Here is an 18,221-nt window from a genome sequence, read left to right as displayed (position 1 = left end):
GTCGTTGCAGCGGAACGGTTCGGGGATGCTGTCAGCCAGGAAGCCGTTGAGTATGGGAAGACGCGTAATTGGCCGCTGCGCAACAGCGGTCCTGGCGTTCGGCATGGGCCAGGCAGCCATGGGCATCGAGGCACGCATCGACGGCCTGTCCGACGAGGCCGCCGATAACGTTCGCCACTACCTCAGCGACCTGGAAGCCGAGCGGTATGGTCGCGCTCGCCTCGAGGGCGAGATTCGGCGCCGGACCCGGGAGGCGATGCGCGTCTACGGCTACTACGATCCGGTCATCGAGCAACGGCTCGGTGACGAGGATCCCCCTCGCCAGGTAAGCCTTACCATTGACCCCGGACGTCAGGTACGTATCGAAGAATTGGCTCTCGAGCTCGTCGGCGATGCCCAGAGCGATCCGCCGTTTCGCGATGTCCTGGACGCCTTCCCGCTGTCGGAAGGCGACCCACTGGCTCATGCCCCGTGGGATCGCATGCGCAGTCGCCTGGCCGGGCTCGCCCTGGAGCGAGGTTATTTCGACTGGCGCTTCGTCGACCGGCGCATGGAAGTGCGCCCCTTCGCCCACAGCGCGCGGCTCTACCTGACCCTGGACAGCGGCCCTCGCTACCGCTTCGGCAACGTCGCCATCCGCGGCAGCCACATCGATCCGGTACGGCTGCGGCGCATGGCGCCATTCGTCCAAGGCGAGCCTTATCGCGCCGGTGATGTCGCCGTCTATTCCCAGCGTCTGGGCCAGGCCGGGTGGTTCGACTCGATTAGCGTACGCCCACGACTGGATGACGAGCGCAAGCTGGCCCTGCCTCCCGCAACACTGGGTTGGGGGAATGCCGTGGCGACCGAAGGTGGCGCGGTGCTTGGCAGTGATGCTGCGGCATCACTGGAGCCTCGCATTGCATCATCGGCCCTGGAAACCGTGGCCAATCTGACGGCGTCCGAGCAGCCGGAGATGCCCATCGACGTGGTGGTGAGCCCGGCCGATCGTCACCAGTTCGAAGTCGGCGTGGGTTATGCCACCGACGTGGGGCCGCGGTTGCGGTTCGCTTGGGAACAGCCGTGGATCAACCGCCTGGGCCACAGTCTGGAGCACGACCTCTACCTGTCGGCTCCCGAGCAGCGTTTCAGCGGCACGTATACGATGCCGCTGGAAAATCCGCTGCGCGATCAATACCGCTTGCAGTACGGTCTTCGTCATCGCGACAACGAGGATACGCGCACGCTGGAAAGCACCGTGGAATTCGCGCGGCGCTGGGAGTTCGAGAACCGTTGGGTACAGACGCTCTTTCTGCGCGCCACCTTCGAGGATTTCACCCAGGGCAACGAGGCCGACAGCGTGCTCGTCTACTATCCCGGCATCAGCTGGTCGCGCATCCGCAGCCGCAATCCGCGCTTTCCCACCTGGGGTGACCGCCAGCGTTTCGGCATCGAGTATTCCGACTCGCTGTGGGGGTCCGATGCCGACTTCCTGCGGTTGACCGGCGATACCGAGTGGATTCGCATGTTGGGTGACGACAATCGTTTCGTCGGCCGTGTCGGGCTGGGAGCCATCGTTACTGACGATTTTTCGCAGCTTCCTCCATCGCTGCGTTTCTTCACCGGCGGCGATCGCAGCGTGCGCGGCTATGCCTACGAAAGCCTGGCACCGCGCAATGAGGAGGGCGAACTGCGCGGCGGTGAGCAACTGCTCACCGCGAGCCTGGAGTACCAGCGCCGCGTCACCGGCGACTGGTGGGCCGCGGCTTTCGTCGACACCGGCGACGCTTTCGACGACTGGTGGCCGCAAACGCTCAATACCGGTGCCGGGGTCGGCGTCCGCTGGGTCTCTCCGGTGGGGCCGATCCGCGTCGATATCGCCCATCCCTTCGACGATGAAGACGATTCTTGGCGCCTCCACTTCGCCATCGGTCCGGAGTTCTGATGCGTCGTTTTGCAAGAAGCCGTGCCCTGAGTCGTGCACTGCTGGGACTGGCCATCGCGCTGCCGGTCTGGTGTCTGGGGCTCGTTCTCTTCGCTCTGGGTCTGGCTCTCTCCCCCTGGGGCACCGGACTGCTGCTGGACGAAGGCGTCAAACGCGGTTATTTCCAGCTCGAGGCTGCCGAAGGGGCACCACTGGACCGCCTGATGCTGCATGGCTTGCATATCGAGGCGGGGCCGGCCGCCGTGTCCGTCGAGCGCCTGGAACTGGCCTGGGCCGAAGATTGCCTGCTGCGTGGACGCCTATGCATTGACCGGCTGACCGTGGAAGGCGTGGACGTTCGTCTGCCCCGCAGCGAGGAGAAGAGCGGTGACGAGTCGGAGGCCGCCGGCGAGGGGCTCGGTGAGATCGCATTTCCGCTGCCGCTCGTGATCCGTGAACTGGCGCTTGCCGACGTCGACATTCGGCTGGCGGATGGCACCCGTGTGCGTATCGACGATTTCACCAGCGGTGCCGAAGCCCAGGGTGCATCGTTCGAACTGGCGCCCACGCGCTTGTCCGGCCTCCACCTGATCCTGCCGCTGTCGCCGGGAGCGAGACTGGCACTCAGCGAAACCGACAGTGAAGAGTCTCGTCTCGCGGCGTCGGCCATCGATGCGGCCATCGCCGCTCAGTCGCCCTTGCCGGCAGCGGCCGCCGCTGAACTCGAGGGCATGGCGGCCATGCCGCTGGCAGAGCGCGAGCGCCGGACGCTGCCCACCATCGACCTGCCGCTGGATGTCTCGGTGCCTCAGCTGGCCGTCGAGGACATCACCTTGACGGGGCCCATCGACTATCATGTGCGACGTGTCGATCTGACGCTCACGGCTAGCGAGCATACGGTGGAAGTGGCGCCGCTCGAGGTGACGAGCCTGGATGTCGATGCGCGACTCTCGGCGCGTGTCGAGCTGCGCGACGACTATCCGCTCGAGGCCCGCCTGGAAACCGACCTGTGGTTGCCCGAGCGGTTTCCGGAGCTGGCCGGCGAGCGCTTGACGCTCGAACTGGATGGCAGCCTGGCTGCGCTCGACGCCGAGTTGACCGCCCGTGGGCCGGTCGATGCCGAGCTACGCGCGCAGTTCGACGTTCTTGATCCGACGCTGCCATTCACCGCCTCGCTGGACAGTTCGCTGCTGCAGTGGCCGCTACCGCCACGCACGAGCGTTGCGGAGGCAACGCCACGGGACGACCAGCCGGGGGCGGCCGCCCCCTACCTCGCGGAGGACGTGGCGCTGCACCTGGAAGGCGATCTGCTCCACTATCGCGCCGCACTGTCGTTGCAATTGGAAGGGCCGCAGATTCCGCGCACCCGGGTGGCGCTGTCAGGCAACGGCGATCGCAGCCAGTTCGCCTGGACGCCGCTGTCGCTCGCTCTGGGGCCGGCATCGGCGGTGAGTCGCGGGCGGGTCGCCTGGGAAGACGGCCTCGACGTCGAGGCGAACCTGCGTTTCGACGATGTCGATCCCGGACGTTTCATCGACGGGGGGCACGGGCAGCTGAGCGGCGACCTCCAGGTGAGCTTCCATCAGATGGCGGGCGGTTGGCAGGTGAACGTGCCCGACGTCGCCATCGAGGGCGAGCTGGCCGAGCGAGCGCTCTCCCTCCGGGCCCGGCTGAAGGGCGACAGCGACATGCGCTGGGCCATCGAGCGCTTCGATTTTCGCCAGGCGGACAATCGCCTGAGCGCCAGTGGCGAGGTGGCCGAAACGGCTCTCGATCTCAGAGGAGAGATCGACATGCCGGTGCTCGCCTCGCTGCACGAGGCTCTGTCCGGTTCGTTGAGCGGTGAATTCATCGCCTCGGGAAGCCTCGAGGCGCCGCGTCTCGAGCTCACCTTGAATGGCGATGGACTGGCCTTCGCCGACAATCGCATGTCGTCATTGAGGCTGGCCGGGGAGGCCAGTGGGTTGGAGGATACCGCTTTCGACGTCGAACTCGGCGTTGATGACGTTACCGTCGGCGGACAACGCCTCGAGAGCGTTGCGTTGAACCTGGAAGGACGTCTATCCGAGCATCGTCTGACGCTCGACGTCACCGGCGACGAGGGGCAGCCGGTGAGCGCCGTGGCCCTGCGCCTGTCGGGCGCTCTCGGTGCGGACCGTCAGCGCTACCGAGGCACCCTCGATCCGCTGAACCTCGCCAGCGAGTACGGCGATGTGGTGTTGGAAGAGGCGCTGGCCTTCGAGGTGGATCTTGCCCGGGCGGAATCCCGGGTGGAGCCGTTCTGCCTGCGCCGCGAGCGGGGTGGCCGCCTGTGTCTCGACGAGCCCATGACGGCGAGTGCCGAGCGTGGGCGCGCGGTACTGTCGCTGCGGGATCTGCCCATGGATCTCGTCGAGCCCCGGTTGCCCGAGGCTTGGCAGGTCGAGGGAGAGACCGACCTGAGCCTGATCGCCGAATGGCGTCGTGGCGGCGTCGAATGGCTGGCCCGGGCCGACCTGGCCAGCCGCCTGGCCCTGCAGGGGGAGGATGCCTATGGCCAACCCTGGGAATTGCCGCCCTCGCGTCTCGACGCCACGCTGGAGGCCGACCCGACCCGCGCGGATCTGGATCTGACGCTGGAGCTGGCCGAATCGGGCAACGTGTCGCTGGACCTGGGCATTGCCGAGCCGCTGGAGGAAGGGCGCCTGGAGGGCGAACTACGCCTCGATGCGCTCCAGTTGTCGCGTTACCGCACCCTGGTGGTGGGCATCGAGACCCTGGAGGGCTCGCTGGACGGGGCGGTGAGCATCGCCGGGACGCGGCACACTCCCGCGCTCGATGGGCAGATGGGCCTGTCCGACTTGCAGGTCAGTGGCGTCGACGTGCCGGTGGTCGTGCGCGACGGCGAAGTGAACGTCGATTTCGCGGGTGACAGCACACGCATCGAGGGTTTCGTGGCGGCCGAGGAGGGGAGATTGACCATTGCCGGCGACGCTGCCTGGCCGGCCCCCGACGACTGGCGGGTGGCCGTCGACCTGGATGCGACGGCGGAACCGCTGCAGATGGCACTTCAGGGGGTGGGGCGGCTGCGCGTCGCGCCGGACGTCCAGGTGCGCGTCACACCGTCTCTGCTGCAAGTGCGCGGTCAGGTCCAGGTGCCCTGGGCGCGTCTCGAGGTGGGGCAGCGCCCGGCTTCTGCGGTAGGTCCGAGTCCCGACGAGGTGATCATCAGCGAGCGCGAGGATGAGCGTCGCCGCGAGGCGGAGCGGGCCGCCGAGGAGGGCGCCGGTACCGGGACAGCACTGAACGAAGCGGGCATGGCGGTGGACGTACGTATCGACCTGAACCTGGGGCCGGACATGATCCTCGAGGCCTACGGACTCAGTTCGGGGCTCGATGGCGCTCTCGAGGTCCGTCAGCAGAACGGGCCGGTCCAGCTGTTCGGCGATGTCAACCTGACCGACGGCCGCTTTCGTGCCTTCGGTCAGGACTTGCTGATTCGTCAGGGGGCACTGCTGTTCAGCGGCCCTCCCGATCAGCCGCTGCTCGATTTCGAGGCGATCCGCAACCCCGAGGTCACCGAGGATGGCGTGGTGGCCGGCCTGCGCGTCGAGGGTTTCGCCGCCGCGCCGAATCTCAGCATCTTCTCCGAACCCGCCATGGACGAAGCGCGTGCACTCTCGTACCTGCTGCGCGGCAGGGCTCCTCGCGATGGCGATACCGACGGCGCTCTGACCTCGGCACTGGTGGGCCTCACGGTGGGGCAGACCGGCGGTGCCGTGGGCGCCATCGGCGAAGCCTTCGGCATCGGCGATCTCAGTCTGGAAACGGCGGGAGGCGGCGAAGACAGTCAGGTGGTAGTGAGCGGCTATCTCACCGACGACCTGCGGATCAGCTACGGGGTGGGCATCTTCTCGCCGATTGCCGAACTGGCCCTGCGTTATACGCTGTGGCGCAACCTGTACCTGGAGGCCATCTCCGGTGCCGCCCAGGCCGTCGACCTGATCTATGCCTTCAGCCGCCCCGGCGAGCCACCCATCATCGAGCCATCCCGCTGAGAGGGCTTGGTTGCCCTCTCGGCCATGGCGCATACTGGGCTCCCCTTGCCGACAACGAGATTGGACTCGCCATGATCATCGATCCCGCCGACGCTCTGCCAGGACGCGACTCGCCGTTGCCCATCAGCGGAAGACACGCCGTTTCCGGACGTTCCATGCTGCCGCCGTTCCCCTCGGGGCACGAGGTCATCGTGCTGGGGCTGGGCTGTTTCTGGGGGGCCGAACGGCTCTTCTGGGAGCTGCCGGGAGTCCACGTCACCGCCGTGGGCTATGCCGGTGGCGTGACGCCCAATCCCACCTATGAAGAGACCTGTACCGGCCTGACCGGTCACGCCGAGGTGGTGCGAGTGGTGTTCGATCCCGCCCGGCTCGACCTCACCACGCTGTTGCGGGTGTTCTGGGAAGCCCACGATCCCACCCAGGGCATGCGCCAGGGCAACGACGTGGGAAGCCAATATCGCTCGGCGATCTATGCCACCAGCGAAACGCAGCGCAGCGAGGCAGAGCGCAGCCGCGACGCCTACCAGCGCTCGCTGGACGCCGCAGGGAAGGGGCGTATCACCACCGAAATCGCTCTTCTCGAGACCTTCTATCCGGCCGAGGAGTATCACCAGCAATATCTGCACAAGAACCCACAGGGCTACTGCGGGCTGAAGGGGACCGGGGTCAGCTGCCCGATTTGATGCGCTGCGCGGTGCTCGCCTGGCAAGGGACCGCTGGAGTGGTCCACGCCTCGAGTTCCTGAGCGAGGCGCCGGGCGAGCCAGGGACGCAGGCGTCCTTCGCGCCACTCCATGAAACCGACGTGTCCGCCATGGCGAGCCAATTCGATGCGGACGGCATCGCCAGCGGGCGGCAGTCGATCGTAGAGGCTGCTTGGCATGAATGGGTCGTCTTCGGCATGCAGGATGAGGGTCGGCAGCTCGATCTCGCCGAGCAAGGGCCCTGCCGAGGCGCGCCGGTAGTAATCGTCGGCATCCGCGAAGCCGTGCAAGGGCCCGGTGATGGCATCATCGTAGGCCCGCAGGCTGTCGAGCCCGTCCAGGGCGCGAGCGTTGATTGCCAGCGGGAGCGTCTGGGCGGCAATCCGGCGACGAACCCTGGCCTTTAGCGAATGCAGCAAATGGCGCTCGTAGAGCCTGGCGAATCCGCGGTGCAGGGCATCGGCACTGGCGGCGAGGTCGAGGGGGGCGCTGATCACGATGGCGCCTGCCAGATCCAATCCGTCGCCGCCTTGCTCGGCCACCAGCTTGAGCAGCATGTTGCCGCCGAGAGAAACTCCCGCAGCGACCTTGAGTGCGTGGGGATAGCGGTGGGCGAGCTGGCCGATCAGCCAGTAGGCATCCGCCGTATCCCCACTGTGGTAAGCGCGCGGCAGGCGGTTGGCGCGCCTGCCGCAGCCGCGGAAGTGCATGAGAACGGCCCGCCAGCCCAATTTGGCTGCCGTGCCGAGCAGCCAGCGAGCGTAAGGCGAAGCGATGGAGCCTTCCAGGCCGTGGAAGAGCAGAAAGACCGGTGTCTGAGCATCGTGAGGCGCCGGTCGTGCCCAAGCCAGCTCGACGAAGTCGCCATCGGGGAGTTCCAGTGTTTCCCAGTCGTAGGCCAGGCGCTGCCGGGGCAAGAGGCGCGGCAGCAGGGTCTGCACGTGCGGATTGCTCAACCCTCGCGGCGGCTGGAAATCGGCGGTGTGCAGGTGGCCGGCCATCGTGTGATCACTCGCTGCGCTCAGACATTGTCCGAGCGGTGCCTAAGGCTCGGGCGTCAGGTTGTCGGCTCCATCACGGGTGATCCGCACGTTGTCTTCGATGCGGATGCCGCCATGAGGGGCCAGTCGCTCGACCCGTCTCCAGTCGATGTCGGCGCCCACCGGCGATTCGCGCAGTGGCGACAGCAACATCGGGATGACATACAGTCCCGGTTCTATGGTGACCACCATGCCCGCCTCCAGTTCGCGCGTCAGACGCAGCGCGGGGTCGGCGTCGGGCGGTGGCAGCGGAGTACCGTCGGTGGCGCGACGACTGGCAACGTCGTGTACCTGCAAGCCTAGCAGGTGACCGAGCCCGTGGGGGCAGAAGGCACGGGTGATGCCATTCGCCACGGCTGCCTCGGCGCTGCAGGAGACCAGGCGGTGTTCCACGAGCAGTGCGCCGAGTTCGTGATGCATGCGTTCATGCAGGGCACGAAACGACATTCCCGGCGCCAGTGCTTCCACCAACCGCTGCTTGAGCGCCGTCATCGCGTCTATCAACGGCGGGAACAGGGAGTCGGCATCGGGGCCAGCCCAACTGCGAGTGATGTCGGCGCAGTAGCCGCGATGGCGATGGCCGGCATCCACCAGCAGACTGCGGCGCTGCGTTGCAGGTGCGGTATCGTAGTGCTGGTAGTGCAATACGCCGCCGTGGGCGTTGAGACCGACGATGTTACCGTAAGGCACCTCGCTCTCGCGCTGCCGCGAAGCCGCGAGATAGGCGAGCTGGATGTCGAGCTCGGCCGCCTCGCCGGCCAGGAAGGCGTCTCGTGCCGCCAAATGACCGCTCATGGCGTAACGGTTGGCTTCGACGAGGCAGGCGATTTCGTAGTCGCTCTTGCGCACCCGAAGCTCGTCGAGCTCGGCGATCAATGCTGGCGGATTGAGCCGTGCGCCCAGTGAGGCCGCCACCTCCTCGGTGACGTCGCCAAGGAGAGCGAAACGGCCCAGCGGCAGGGCGGGCGGTCGGTCGAAGCGACCGCTCTCGATATCGAAGCGCTCGACCCAGGCCTCCTCCGGCAGTGTGGCCGACAGGTGCCAGAAGTCGTCGGGAGCGTGGAAGTAGAGCTGCGGCCGCTGACCGGGGCGAATCAGCAGCCAGCTGTGGGCAAGGCCCGACATCGGCACCCAGTGCAAAAAGTGTGCGTACGTGGCGAAGCTCGCTTCCTGATCGTCGGCGAAATGGCGATGCGGGCGTCCGCTGTAGAGCAGCACGCCGTCCAGGCCGTTGCGCTGCAGGGTGGCGGCGTAGGCGGCCTCGAGCGCATCGAGGTGGCGCGCCTGCAGGCCATCGAGGTCGGTGGTCATGGGGGCTCCGTTGCGAGTGGTCAGGACGGGGCTGCCGACAGGCCGTCCCAGAATGCCGCTACCGCTGACCGTTCGTCACCGGCACGACGATAGAGGCGAATCTCCAGTGGTACCTGCCAGCGTTCCCCTCCGGCGGGGACCAGCGAGCCGGCGTCGAGGGCGTCACGCACGCTGCGCTCGGGAAGCCAGCCCAGACCGTAGCCCAGCGCCACCAGCTCGCGGATGTTGCCGCTCTGGATGCTTTCGTTGAGGATGCTGAATTCCGGCGCTTCGCCGAGGCGCGCCAGGTGGGCGCGAATCGCTGCATCGATCAGTCCGCGCGGATGGTAGGCAATCAACGGTAGGCGCGAGGCACCCTCCAGGGCAAACCGGGGGCGGCCGTTCGCTTCCGGCAGCGAGACGGGGATCAATCGCTCCTGGCCCAGCAGGCGGGAAGGGAAATCCTCGGTGTCGGGTTCGACGCCGCAGGGGGTGGGCGGCCAGTAGCACAGCACCAGGTCACACTCCTCGCGGGCCAACGCCCGGAAGTAGTCGTCCACCAGCCAGCCGGTCGCGCGTAGATAGGGGGTGACCGGGGACGACGTGCCCCACTGAGCGAGCCAGTGAGGCACGAAGTGAATCAGCAGGCTTTGCGGCGCGGCCAGACGCAACTGCCCCGACTGCTGCTCGGCGAGCTGGGCCAGGCGGCGGCGTCCCTCGGTGACGCGCTGGGAAACGTCGTGGCACAGGCTGAGGAACTCCTCACCAGCCGGCGTGAGCGACAGCGGCAGCGTCTGGCGGTTGATCAGGGTGGTGCCCATCTCGTCCTCGAGCAGCTTGATGCGCCGTGAAAAGGTCGGCTGGGTGACGTTCTGCTGCTCGGCGGCCCGCGAAAAGTGCCGGGTGCGGGCCAGGGCGATGAAGTCTTCCAGCCAGCGTAGTTCCATGTCGTCTCCCTGAACGGGCGGGGTGCCAAACCCGCCATTATGCCAGAGTCAGCACGGGTTCAGTCGATCCGGCCTTCCTCGATGGCGTGGCACGCAACCCGTGCGCCGTCATCGCAGGCGATCAACGCCGGCACCTCCTCGCGACAGCGTGCATTGGCGTGGGGACAGCGGGCATGGAAGACGCATCCCGAGGGCAGGTCGACCGGCGTCGGCACTTCTCCCTCCAGGCGGATGTGCTGGGGGCGGTCGTCTTCGAGACGCGGAATCGCCGAGATCAGCGCGCGGGTGTAGGGGTGGCGGGGCTTGGCGAACAGCGTGGCCGTGGGGGCGACCTCGCAGACGCGGCCCAGGTACATCACCGCTACCCGGGTGCCGAAGTGCTCGACCACGGCCAGGTCGTGGGTGATGAACAGATAGGTCAGGTTGTGCTGCTGCTGGGCATCCATCAGCAGGTTGAGCACCTGGGCCTGGATGGAGACGTCGAGTGCCGAGATGGGTTCGTCGGCAACGATGAATTCCGGATCCACGGCGAGTGCCCGGGCAATGGCGATGCGCTGTCGCTGACCGCCGGAGAATTCGTGCCCGTAGCGCTTGCCCCAGTCCGCCGCGATGCCTACCGAGGCCATCACTTCGGCGACCTTGTCGGCGACTTGCTGGCGAGACCAATCCGGATGGTGCAGGTAAATCGGCTCCTCCAGGGTCTGCTGAATGGTCATGCGCGGATTGAGCGACGCATAGGGATTCTGGAAGATCATCTGCATGCGACGGCGGTAGGGCATCAGCGCCTTGGTCGACAGATCATCGATGCGCTGGCCATCATAGCGGATCTCGCCTGCCGACGGATGCAGCAATCCCATTACCGTACGCGCCACCGTGGATTTTCCGCAGCCCGACTCGCCGACCACGCACAGCGCCTCGCCGCGCTGAATCTCCAGGTCGACGCCGTTGATGGCGTGCACGTGCTCCTGTTCGCGAACCAGTTTGCCGCCCTTGAACTTGAGCTGCTCGAGGAAATCGCCGGAGAGCGAGAAGCGCTTCTCGAGGCCGCGAATTTCCAGCAGTGGCGGATTCGTCTCGGTGTCGCGTGAAGGCGCGGTCTGTGTCGCTGTCATCGTGCACTCTCCTCGGCCGGAATGCGTTCGCGCTCGAGCATCTCGGCCACCATGTGGCAGGCTACCCGACAGTTGCCCGAGGTGACGAACTCGGGTACCTCGCGGTAGCAGGCAGGACGTTCACTGCCGTCGGGAAGCCGGGTGAAGGCGCAGCGTGGGTGGAAGGCGCAGCCGCTCGGTAGGTTGTCCAGCGATGGCATGCTGCCGGGAATCTGGTTGAGCCGCTCTCCCGGGGTGGCCATCTGCGGCAGGGCGTTCATCAACCCCTGAGTGTAGGGGTGCTGGGGATCGTTGATGATCTCGCGGGTCGGGCCCTGCTCGATCACACGGCCGGCGTACATCACCAGCATGCGCTGGGTCACCTGGCTGACCACGCCGAGGTCGTGGGTGATTAGGATCAGGCCGACGTTGTGCTTCTCGCACAGCTCCAGCAGCAGCGCCATGATTTCGGCCTGGATGGTCACGTCCAGCGCCGTGGTGGGTTCGTCGGCGATGATGATGTCCGGGTCGAGCAGTAGGGCGATGGCAATGATCACGCGCTGTCGCATGCCGCCGGAGAGCTCGTGCGGATACTGATCGAGGCGCGCCTCGGGTGAGGGTATCTGCACTTGCTGGAGCTTGCGCAGGGAGATGGCGCGCGCCTCACGGCTGGCGATGCGGCGGTGCGCCTTGAGGCATTCGACCATCTGCTCGCCGATGGTGAGCACCGGGTTGAGCGTCATCATCGGATCCTGAAAGATCATCGAGATACGATGCCCACGAATCCGGCGCAGTGCCCGGTCGCTCATCGACGTGAGTTCCTGGCCGTCGAAGCGAACGCTACCGCCGGCGATGTAGCCGGGCTTGGCGATCAGGTTGAGCAGGCTGAACGCCGCCACCGATTTGCCGGCGCCGGATTCGCCCACGATACCCAGCCGCTCGCCGCGGTCGAGGGTGAAACAGACGTCGCGTAGCGCCTTGACATCACCGCGGCGCAGGGCGAAACGCACGTCCAGATTGTTGACTTCGAGAAGTGACATGGGGGCTCCAGAAGCGTTGTCAGCCCTTGTGATGCATGAAGGGGAGCGGGTTGAGCACGTCGTGCCCGCCAGCGTTGGGCAGAGTCAGGGGATCGAGGTTCGGCATGAGATCAGCCCTTGTAGAGGCGCGGGTTGAGCACGTCGCGCAACCAGTCGCCGAGCAGGTTGATCACCAGCACCAGCACCACCAGGGCGGCGCCGGGAAGCAGGGTGATCCACCACGACCCCGACTGGAGGTAGTCGAAGCCCGACTTGATCAGCGAACCCAGCGACGGATGGGTTTCCGGCATGCCCAATCCCAGGAAGGAGAGCGCCGCCTCGGAAATGATGGCGTTGGCCACCTGCACCGTGGAAATGACGAAGATCGGCGACAGGGTATTGGGCAGAATGTGACGAAACATGATGCGCCGACTGGATAGGCCCATGGTACGGGCGGCATCGACGTACTCCTTGCCTTTCTCAGCGAGCACTGAAGCACGCACGGTGCGTGCGTACTGCGGCCATTCGGCGAGCCCGATGATCAGCACCAGCAGCGGCACGGCGTAGGCGCTGAAGGTAGCGCTGCCAAAGATCGCCTTGACCAGCGCGCCCACCACGATGGCCACCATCAGGGTAGAGAAGGAGAGCTGGATATCGGCCAGACGCATCAGGAAGGCATCGATGCGGCCGCCCAGGTAGCCGGCCAGCAGACCAAAGCACACGCCGAGGAGGGCCTGCAGAGCCACGGCACCGAAACCGATGATCAGCGACACGCGCGCGCCGTAAAGGATGGTGGAGAGCAGATCGCGACCCTGGGCGTCCGTGCCGAGCAGGTAGGCCTCCTCGCTGCCGGGTATCCAGAAGGGGGGCAGTTCCGAAGCGAGGATATCGATCTGCGCCAGGTCGTAAGGGTTCATCGGCGCCAGCCAGGGTGCCAGCACGGCGCAGGCCACCAGGGCGATGAACACGACCAGGCTCAGTTGGGCGATCAGGTCGCGCTTGAAGCTGTAGAGCAGGTAGGAGTCGCGAAAACGTTCCCAGCGGCTCGTCGCGGGAGAGCTCTCGATAGCAGGATTCGGGGTGCTCATGCGGGTTTCCCTGTCAGCTTGACGGTGGGGTTGACCAGGCCATAGATCAGGTCGACCAGGGTGTTGGTGATCACGAAGATCAGCCCCACGATCATCAGGTAAGTGATGATCAGCGGAATGTCGGAACGCTCGATGGCGTCGAGGAACATCAAGCCCATGCCGGGCCACTGGAAGACCGTCTCGGTGAGGATGGTGTAAGCGACCAGCGTGCCGATCTGCACCCCGCCCACGGTGATCACTGGCAGCATGGTGTTCTTGAGCGCATGCAGGAAGTAGATGCGGCGCAGGCGAATGCCCTTGGCCCGAGCGAACTTGACGTATTCGGACTGCAACACTTCGAGCATCTCGGCGCGAATCAGTCGGATGAACAGCGGCAGCATGATCGAAGCCAACGAGATGGCCGGCAGAACCAGGTAGATCAGTCCGCGCAGTGAGGCAAAGTTGGTGTACCAGGTGCCGAAAACGTGGACTGGATCGCCGCGCCCGTAGGCCGGCATGCCGCCTTCGGTGGTGATCAGGTCGTTGAGCCAGCTGCCCCAGGCGGTATCGATGGGGAAGGGCGTCCAACTGACGCCGATGGCGAACAGCTGGATCAGCACGATGGCGGTCAGAAACACGGGGATCGAGATGCCGACGATGGAGACGCCCATGAAAAAGCGCGACAGCCAGGCACGCGGCTTGATGGCGCTATACACGCCGATGGGTACCGACAGCACGACGATCAGGAAGGTGGCCGCCGCCACCAGTTCCAGCGTCGCCGGCAGGTGACGGGCGATCACCTCGGTGGTGGGCTGGTTGAAGTTGTACGAGTAGCCGAAATCGAACTGGGCGGCATTCTTGGCAAAGCGCAGATACTGCACCAGGAAGGGGTCGTTGAGTCCCAGTTCCTCGCGCAGCGCCTCGCGCTCGCTCTCGGGCACCGACTGGCCGACCATCTGCTGGATGGGGTCGCCGAGGTTGTCCTGGATGGAAAAGGCGATGATGCTGATGACGAACATCACCAGCAGCGCATGGAATAGGCGCTTGACCAGAAAGGCGATCATGGATGGCGTCCTGTTGGCAACGCAAGGCGACACGCCCGCGCGGGGCGTGTCACCGGGTCAGGTTCATGAAGTGCCGGCCGGATGGCCGGCGGAGCGGATCACTCTTCCTCGATGACCAGATCCCCGAGATAGGGGAAGTTCATCACGTTGAGCACCGGTTCGATATCGACGTTGGGAGCGGAAGCCCAGGCAAGATCCTGCCAATGCAGGGGCACGAAGGCGGCTTCGTCGTAGAGCGTCTGCTCGACCTGCTGGAGCATCTCGGCACGCTTCTCCAGGTCGACTTCCAGATTGGCGTCGGCGACCAGCTTGTCGAGTTCCGGATTGCAGTAGTTGCCGGCGTTGTACTGGCCGGCGCCGGAGTCGGCGTCCGGACAGGCGGTCAGATACTCGTGGAAATTGGCGCTATCCTCCGTGTCGGCGTGCCAGCCGATCATCATCATGTCAGCGGCGCGGTCGTCGAACTCGCCCCAGTACTGCGCCTTGGGCATGGTCTTGAGGTCCACATCGACGTTGATGCGCGCCAGCATGGTGGCCACCGCCTGGGCGATCTTGGCGTCGTTCACGTAGCGGTTGTTGGGTGCCATCATGGTGATCTCGAAGCCGTCGGCGTAACCGGCTTCGGCCATCAGCTCCTGCGCCTTCTCCAGGTCATAGCGGCGCTCGAGTGACTCGATGTGACCCGCATAGCCCGCGGGCGAGAACTGCGCCGCCGGTGTGGCGAAACCCTTCATCAGGCGATCGGCGATGGCGTCCTGGTTCACGGCGTAGGCGAAGGCCTGGCGAACCCGCTCGTCCTGGAAGGCATCGACGCGGTTCTGGTCCATGTGGAAGAAGATGATGCGCGTGCCGGACATGGTGACCAGTTCGGCATCATCGCTCTCGCGCACGCGCTCGAGGTCGTTGGGCGGCACCGGGGCAATGAAATCGACGTCGCCGGAGAGTAGGGCGGCAACCCGGGTGGCGTTCTCGCTGATCGGCGTGTGCACGATACGGTCGACGTTGCCGGGGGAGTCTTCGTCCCAGTAACCGTCGAAGCGTTCGAATTCCATGCGAGTCCCTTTCTGGTGCTCGACCACGGTGAACGGACCGGTTCCGGAGAGGTTGGACGAAGCGAAGGAGTTGCCGTTCTTGACGATCTCGTCCTTGGGATCGCCGTCCTCGGCAGTACCGCTGTAGAAGGCGCTGTCCATTGGGAAGACGTAGGTGGCCAGGTTGAGCAGCAGCGGATAGGGCTCGCCGGTCTTGAATTCGACGGTGTGTTCGTCGATGGCGGTGACGCTCTCGATGGGAGTGAAGATCGCCTTGAAGTCCGGACTGCGCTTGAGGCGCTCCACCGTCCACACCACGTCCTCGGCGGTGAAGGCGTTGCCGCTGTGAAACTCGACGCCTTCGCGCAGCGTCATGCGCATGGTGGTGTCATCGACCTGATCCCAGGCGGTGGCCAGGCGAGGCTCGAAATCGAGGTCGCTCGTCCAGCGCACCAGGGGGTCGTGGGTCATGTGGGAGAGTTGCAGGATACCGCCCGAGAGCTGCTCGTGGATGTCCAATGACACCGGGTCGGCGTCGTAGGCCATGCGCAGGGAGGTTTCGGCCGCGGCCATGCTCGGCAGCAGCATCGCCCCGGTCATGGTTGCGCCGATCATGCCGGCTAGCAGGGTCTTCTTGAAGGTCATGTCTGGTTCCCTTGTCGGGTTGTTGTTGGCGCACGGACTGGATGACCGCGCGTGCATGCTACTGTAGACAACATAGGGATCCGTGCGGGAACTGGACAATCGAAATTCCGACAGGCGCCATGCGCGAGGTGCATGGCTGGATGATGCGCGGGGACGTCGATCACTCCTCCGGCGGCGCCGTTACTCGTTCGATGCGATAGAGGGTCGCGACTTGATCCAGGTCGGTGACGCTGCATTCCAGGTCGCGAATGCGACCATCGTCTAAGCCGTAGATCCAGCCGTGGACGGCCAGGCGCTGCCCGCGCTGCCATGCCTGCTGAATGATCTTGTTGTGGCACAGGTTCATGACTTGCGCACGAACGTTGAGTTCGCACATGCGATTCACCTGATCATCCAGCGGCAAGTCGGCCAGCTCGTCGCGATGCTGGCAGTGGAGTTCGCGTACCGAATGCAGCCAGAGATCGACCATGCCGTTGTCGCCGCCTTCCATGGCGGCGCGCACGCCGCCACAGCCGTAATGTCCGACGACCATGATGTGCCGGACGTCGAGCACCTCCACCGCATACTGCAGCACCGAGAGGGCATTGAGATCGTTGTGGTGAACGAGGTTGGCCACGTTGCGGTGCACGAAGACCTCGCCCGGCGGCAGCGAGACGATCTGATTGGCAGGCACGCGGCTATCGGAGCAGCCGATCCACAGGTAGTCGGGATTCTGCTGACGTGACAGCCGAGCGAAGAAATCCGGATCCTCCTGGCGAATTCGCTGGGACCAGGCGCGATTGTTGTCGAGCAGGGAGGCGATTTCCTGTTTCATCTCGGCAGTTCCTGTTGTCGACCGGTAGGGTGGCCCTTGTAACCCCGGGTATGGGTTGCGTCAACCGCACTCTCCCGCGCCCCGGGCATCGCTGGTACCATCGCGCTGGACGGACGGGGCCGTGACGGTACCCGATACCACTGAAGCAAGGAGACTGCCGTGTCAGACTTCGACTATGATCTCTTCGTCATCGGAGCCGGCTCCGGCGGCGTCCGAGCGGCGCGTACCGCTGCTGCCACGGGCGCCAGGGTCGCCGTGGCCGAGGAGCGTTACCTGGGTGGCACCTGCGTCAACGTGGGCTGCGTGCCCAAGAAGCTCTACTCTCATGCCGCCCATTTCCATGATGCATTCGACGACAGTGCCGGCTTCGGTTGGTCGCTCCCCGTCGCGCCGCGCTTTGACTGGCTAACCTTGCGCGACAACAAGATCAGCGAGATCAAGCGACTAAATGGTATCTACGACAATTTGCTGGAGAGTGCCGGCGTGCATCTGCTGCATGGTCGCGCGCGCGTACTCGACGCCCACCGCGTGGAAGTGGCAGGGGAAACGTTCAGTGCAGAGAAGATCCTCGTCGCCGTGGGAGGCTGGCCCTGGGTGCCGGATTTTCCCGGCAATGAGCATGTGGTGACGTCCAACGAGGTTTTCGACCTGGAACGCTTTCCCGAGCGATTCCTGGTACTGGGCGGCGGCTATATCGCCGTGGAGTTCGCCAGCATCTTCAATGGCCTGGGCAGCGAGGCGCACCTGATCTATCGAGGCGAACTGTTCCTGCGCGGTTTCGATCAGGAGGTCCGCGAGTTCACCCGCGACGAGATGGCCAAGAAAGGGGTGCAGTTGCACTTCGGGAGCAACATCGAGCGCATCGACAAGCGCGAAACCGGCCTGGCAGTGACCCTGACCTCCGGGGACACCCTCGAAGTGGATGCGGTGCTGGCCGCCACGGGGCGTCGGCCACATCTGGCCGGGCTGGGTCTGGATGTCCTGGACGTCGCACTCACCGATGGTAATTACCTGTCGGTGAATGAGCGTTTCGAGACCTCGGTACCTTCGATCCTAGCTTTGGGCGACGTGACCGGCGGCCCCGAGCTCACGCCGGTGGCACTGGCCGAGGCGTTGCAACTGGTGCAGCACCATTTCGGCGATACGCCGCCGGCGCCTCTCGACTACGAGCGTATCGCCACGGCGGTATTCTCCCATCCCAATATCGGCACGGTGGGGCTCTCCGAGGAGGCCGCGCGGGAGCGCCTCGGTGCGGTGCGCATCTACCGCACCGACTTCCGTCCCCTCAAGCACACTCTTTCCGGCAGTCAAGAGCGTTGCCTGATCAAGCTCATCGTCGACGATGCCAGCGATGTGGTGGTTGGGGCGCACATGGTGGGGGAGGAGGCCGGAGAGGTGATCCAGGGCATCGCCATCGCCGTGCGAGCCGGCCTAACCAAGGCCGATTTCGATGCCACCGTGGGCATCCATCCCACTGGCGCGGAGGAGTTCGTGACCCTGCGTACACCGAGCCGCACCTGACGTCTCTCGGCAGCGCTCCCTTGCGGCCATGGCGGCCGTGCATCAGCGG

13 protein-coding genes are annotated in these 18,221 nt (G+C 65.4%); 4 read left to right on the top strand and 9 right to left on the bottom strand.

The window, feature by feature from the left end:
• The first annotated feature begins 52 nt into the window (after positions 1-52).
• The 3 genes from tamA (at position 53) to msrA (ending at position 6,623) form a co-directional block, all read left to right on the top strand.
• Positions 53-1,924, top strand: coding sequence for an autotransporter assembly complex protein TamA (gene tamA, locus GFD32_RS06685; protein ID WP_163575779.1), 1,872 nt, complete (start codon positions 53-55; stop codon positions 1,922-1,924).
• On the top strand, positions 1,924-5,940 hold the full coding sequence (tamB, locus tag GFD32_RS06680) for an autotransporter assembly complex protein TamB (RefSeq protein WP_163575778.1): 4,017 nt from the start codon (positions 1,924-1,926) through the stop codon (positions 5,938-5,940). Before tamA ends, tamB begins: the two co-directional genes overlap by 1 nt.
• 71 nt (positions 5,941-6,011) lie before the next feature.
• Positions 6,012-6,623 carry a peptide-methionine (S)-S-oxide reductase MsrA gene (gene msrA, locus GFD32_RS06675; protein WP_163575777.1) on the top strand — a complete coding sequence of 204 codons (612 nt, stop codon included), beginning with the start codon at positions 6,012-6,014 and terminating at the stop codon, positions 6,621-6,623.
• On the opposite strand, the gene GFD32_RS06670 is transcribed toward msrA, so the two are convergent.
• The 9 genes from GFD32_RS06670 to can form a co-directional block, all read right to left on the bottom strand.
• Complete coding sequence (locus GFD32_RS06670; protein WP_163575776.1) at positions 6,607-7,644, bottom strand: hydrolase; 1,038 nt, start codon at positions 7,642-7,644, stop codon at positions 6,607-6,609. The two genes, msrA and GFD32_RS06670, sit on opposite strands and share 17 nt — an antisense overlap.
• 42 nt (positions 7,645-7,686) lie before the next feature.
• Complete coding sequence (gene pepQ, locus GFD32_RS06665) at positions 7,687-8,994, bottom strand: Xaa-Pro dipeptidase (protein WP_163575775.1); 1,308 nt, start codon at positions 8,992-8,994, stop codon at positions 7,687-7,689.
• Positions 8,995-9,014: 20 nt separating this feature from the next.
• A complete protein-coding gene (locus GFD32_RS06660; RefSeq protein WP_163575774.1) occupies positions 9,015-9,920 on the bottom strand; it encodes a LysR family transcriptional regulator in 906 nt (301 codons plus the stop codon).
• Positions 9,921-9,979: 59 nt separating this feature from the next.
• On the bottom strand, positions 9,980-11,032 hold the full coding sequence (locus GFD32_RS06655; protein ID WP_163575773.1) for an ABC transporter ATP-binding protein: 1,053 nt from the start codon (positions 11,030-11,032) through the stop codon (positions 9,980-9,982).
• Positions 11,029-12,051, bottom strand: a complete 1,023-nt coding sequence (locus GFD32_RS06650) for an ABC transporter ATP-binding protein (protein WP_163575772.1) — start codon at positions 12,049-12,051, stop codon at positions 11,029-11,031. Before GFD32_RS06650 ends, GFD32_RS06655 begins: the two co-directional genes overlap by 4 nt.
• A 110-nt stretch (positions 12,052-12,161) precedes the next feature.
• Complete coding sequence (locus tag GFD32_RS06645) at positions 12,162-13,118, bottom strand: ABC transporter permease (RefSeq protein ID WP_163575771.1); 957 nt, start codon at positions 13,116-13,118, stop codon at positions 12,162-12,164.
• Positions 13,115-14,161: an ABC transporter permease gene (locus tag GFD32_RS06640; protein ID WP_163575770.1), complete on the bottom strand. Its 1,047-nt coding sequence runs from the start codon at positions 14,159-14,161 to the stop codon at positions 13,115-13,117. Before GFD32_RS06640 ends, GFD32_RS06645 begins: the two co-directional genes overlap by 4 nt.
• A 98-nt stretch (positions 14,162-14,259) precedes the next feature.
• Positions 14,260-15,837: an ABC transporter substrate-binding protein gene (locus GFD32_RS06635; protein ID WP_163575769.1), complete on the bottom strand. Its 1,578-nt coding sequence runs from the start codon at positions 15,835-15,837 to the stop codon at positions 14,260-14,262.
• Positions 15,838-15,997: 160 nt separating this feature from the next.
• The gene (gene can / locus GFD32_RS06630; protein ID WP_163575768.1) at positions 15,998-16,651 is read right to left on the bottom strand and encodes a carbonate dehydratase; all 654 of its coding nucleotides are present in this window, start codon (positions 16,649-16,651) and stop codon (positions 15,998-16,000) included.
• 159 nt (positions 16,652-16,810) lie between these two features.
• Between can and gorA the strand changes: the two genes are divergently transcribed.
• Positions 16,811-18,172: a glutathione-disulfide reductase gene (gorA, locus tag GFD32_RS06625; protein ID WP_163575767.1), complete on the top strand. Its 1,362-nt coding sequence runs from the start codon at positions 16,811-16,813 to the stop codon at positions 18,170-18,172.
• Positions 18,173-18,221: the final 49 nt, after the last annotated feature.

The sequence above is a fragment of the Halomonas faecis genome (assembly GCF_010993975.1).
Lineage (GTDB): Bacteria > Pseudomonadota > Gammaproteobacteria > Pseudomonadales > Halomonadaceae > Halomonas > Halomonas faecis.
Note: the sequence above shows the minus strand (reverse complement) of the source record. Positions and strands in the feature narration are given on the sequence as shown.

Bases quoted from the DNA above. Each gene is read 5' to 3' on its own strand.
- can (WP_163575768.1), bottom strand. From the start codon at position 16,651: ATGAAACAGGAAATCGCCTCCCTGCTCGACAACAATCGCGCCTGGTCC.
- msrA (WP_163575777.1), top strand. From the start codon at position 6,012: ATGATCATCGATCCCGCCGACGCTCTGCCAGGACGCGACTCGCCGTTG.
- GFD32_RS06640 (WP_163575770.1), bottom strand. From the start codon at position 14,161: ATGATCGCCTTTCTGGTCAAGCGCCTATTCCATGCGCTGCTGGTGATG.
- GFD32_RS06670 (WP_163575776.1), bottom strand. From the start codon at position 7,644: ATGGCCGGCCACCTGCACACCGCCGATTTCCAGCCGCCGCGAGGGTTG.
- GFD32_RS06635 (WP_163575769.1), bottom strand. From the start codon at position 15,837: ATGACCTTCAAGAAGACCCTGCTAGCCGGCATGATCGGCGCAACCATG.
- GFD32_RS06655 (WP_163575773.1), bottom strand. From the start codon at position 11,032: ATGACAGCGACACAGACCGCGCCTTCACGCGACACCGAGACGAATCCG.
- tamB (WP_163575778.1), top strand. From the start codon at position 1,924: ATGCGTCGTTTTGCAAGAAGCCGTGCCCTGAGTCGTGCACTGCTGGGA.
- tamA (WP_163575779.1), top strand. From the start codon at position 53: ATGGGAAGACGCGTAATTGGCCGCTGCGCAACAGCGGTCCTGGCGTTC.
- GFD32_RS06650 (WP_163575772.1), bottom strand. From the start codon at position 12,051: ATGTCACTTCTCGAAGTCAACAATCTGGACGTGCGTTTCGCCCTGCGC.
- pepQ (WP_163575775.1), bottom strand. From the start codon at position 8,994: ATGACCACCGACCTCGATGGCCTGCAGGCGCGCCACCTCGATGCGCTC.
- GFD32_RS06645 (WP_163575771.1), bottom strand. From the start codon at position 13,118: ATGAGCACCCCGAATCCTGCTATCGAGAGCTCTCCCGCGACGAGCCGC.
- GFD32_RS06660 (WP_163575774.1), bottom strand. From the start codon at position 9,920: ATGGAACTACGCTGGCTGGAAGACTTCATCGCCCTGGCCCGCACCCGG.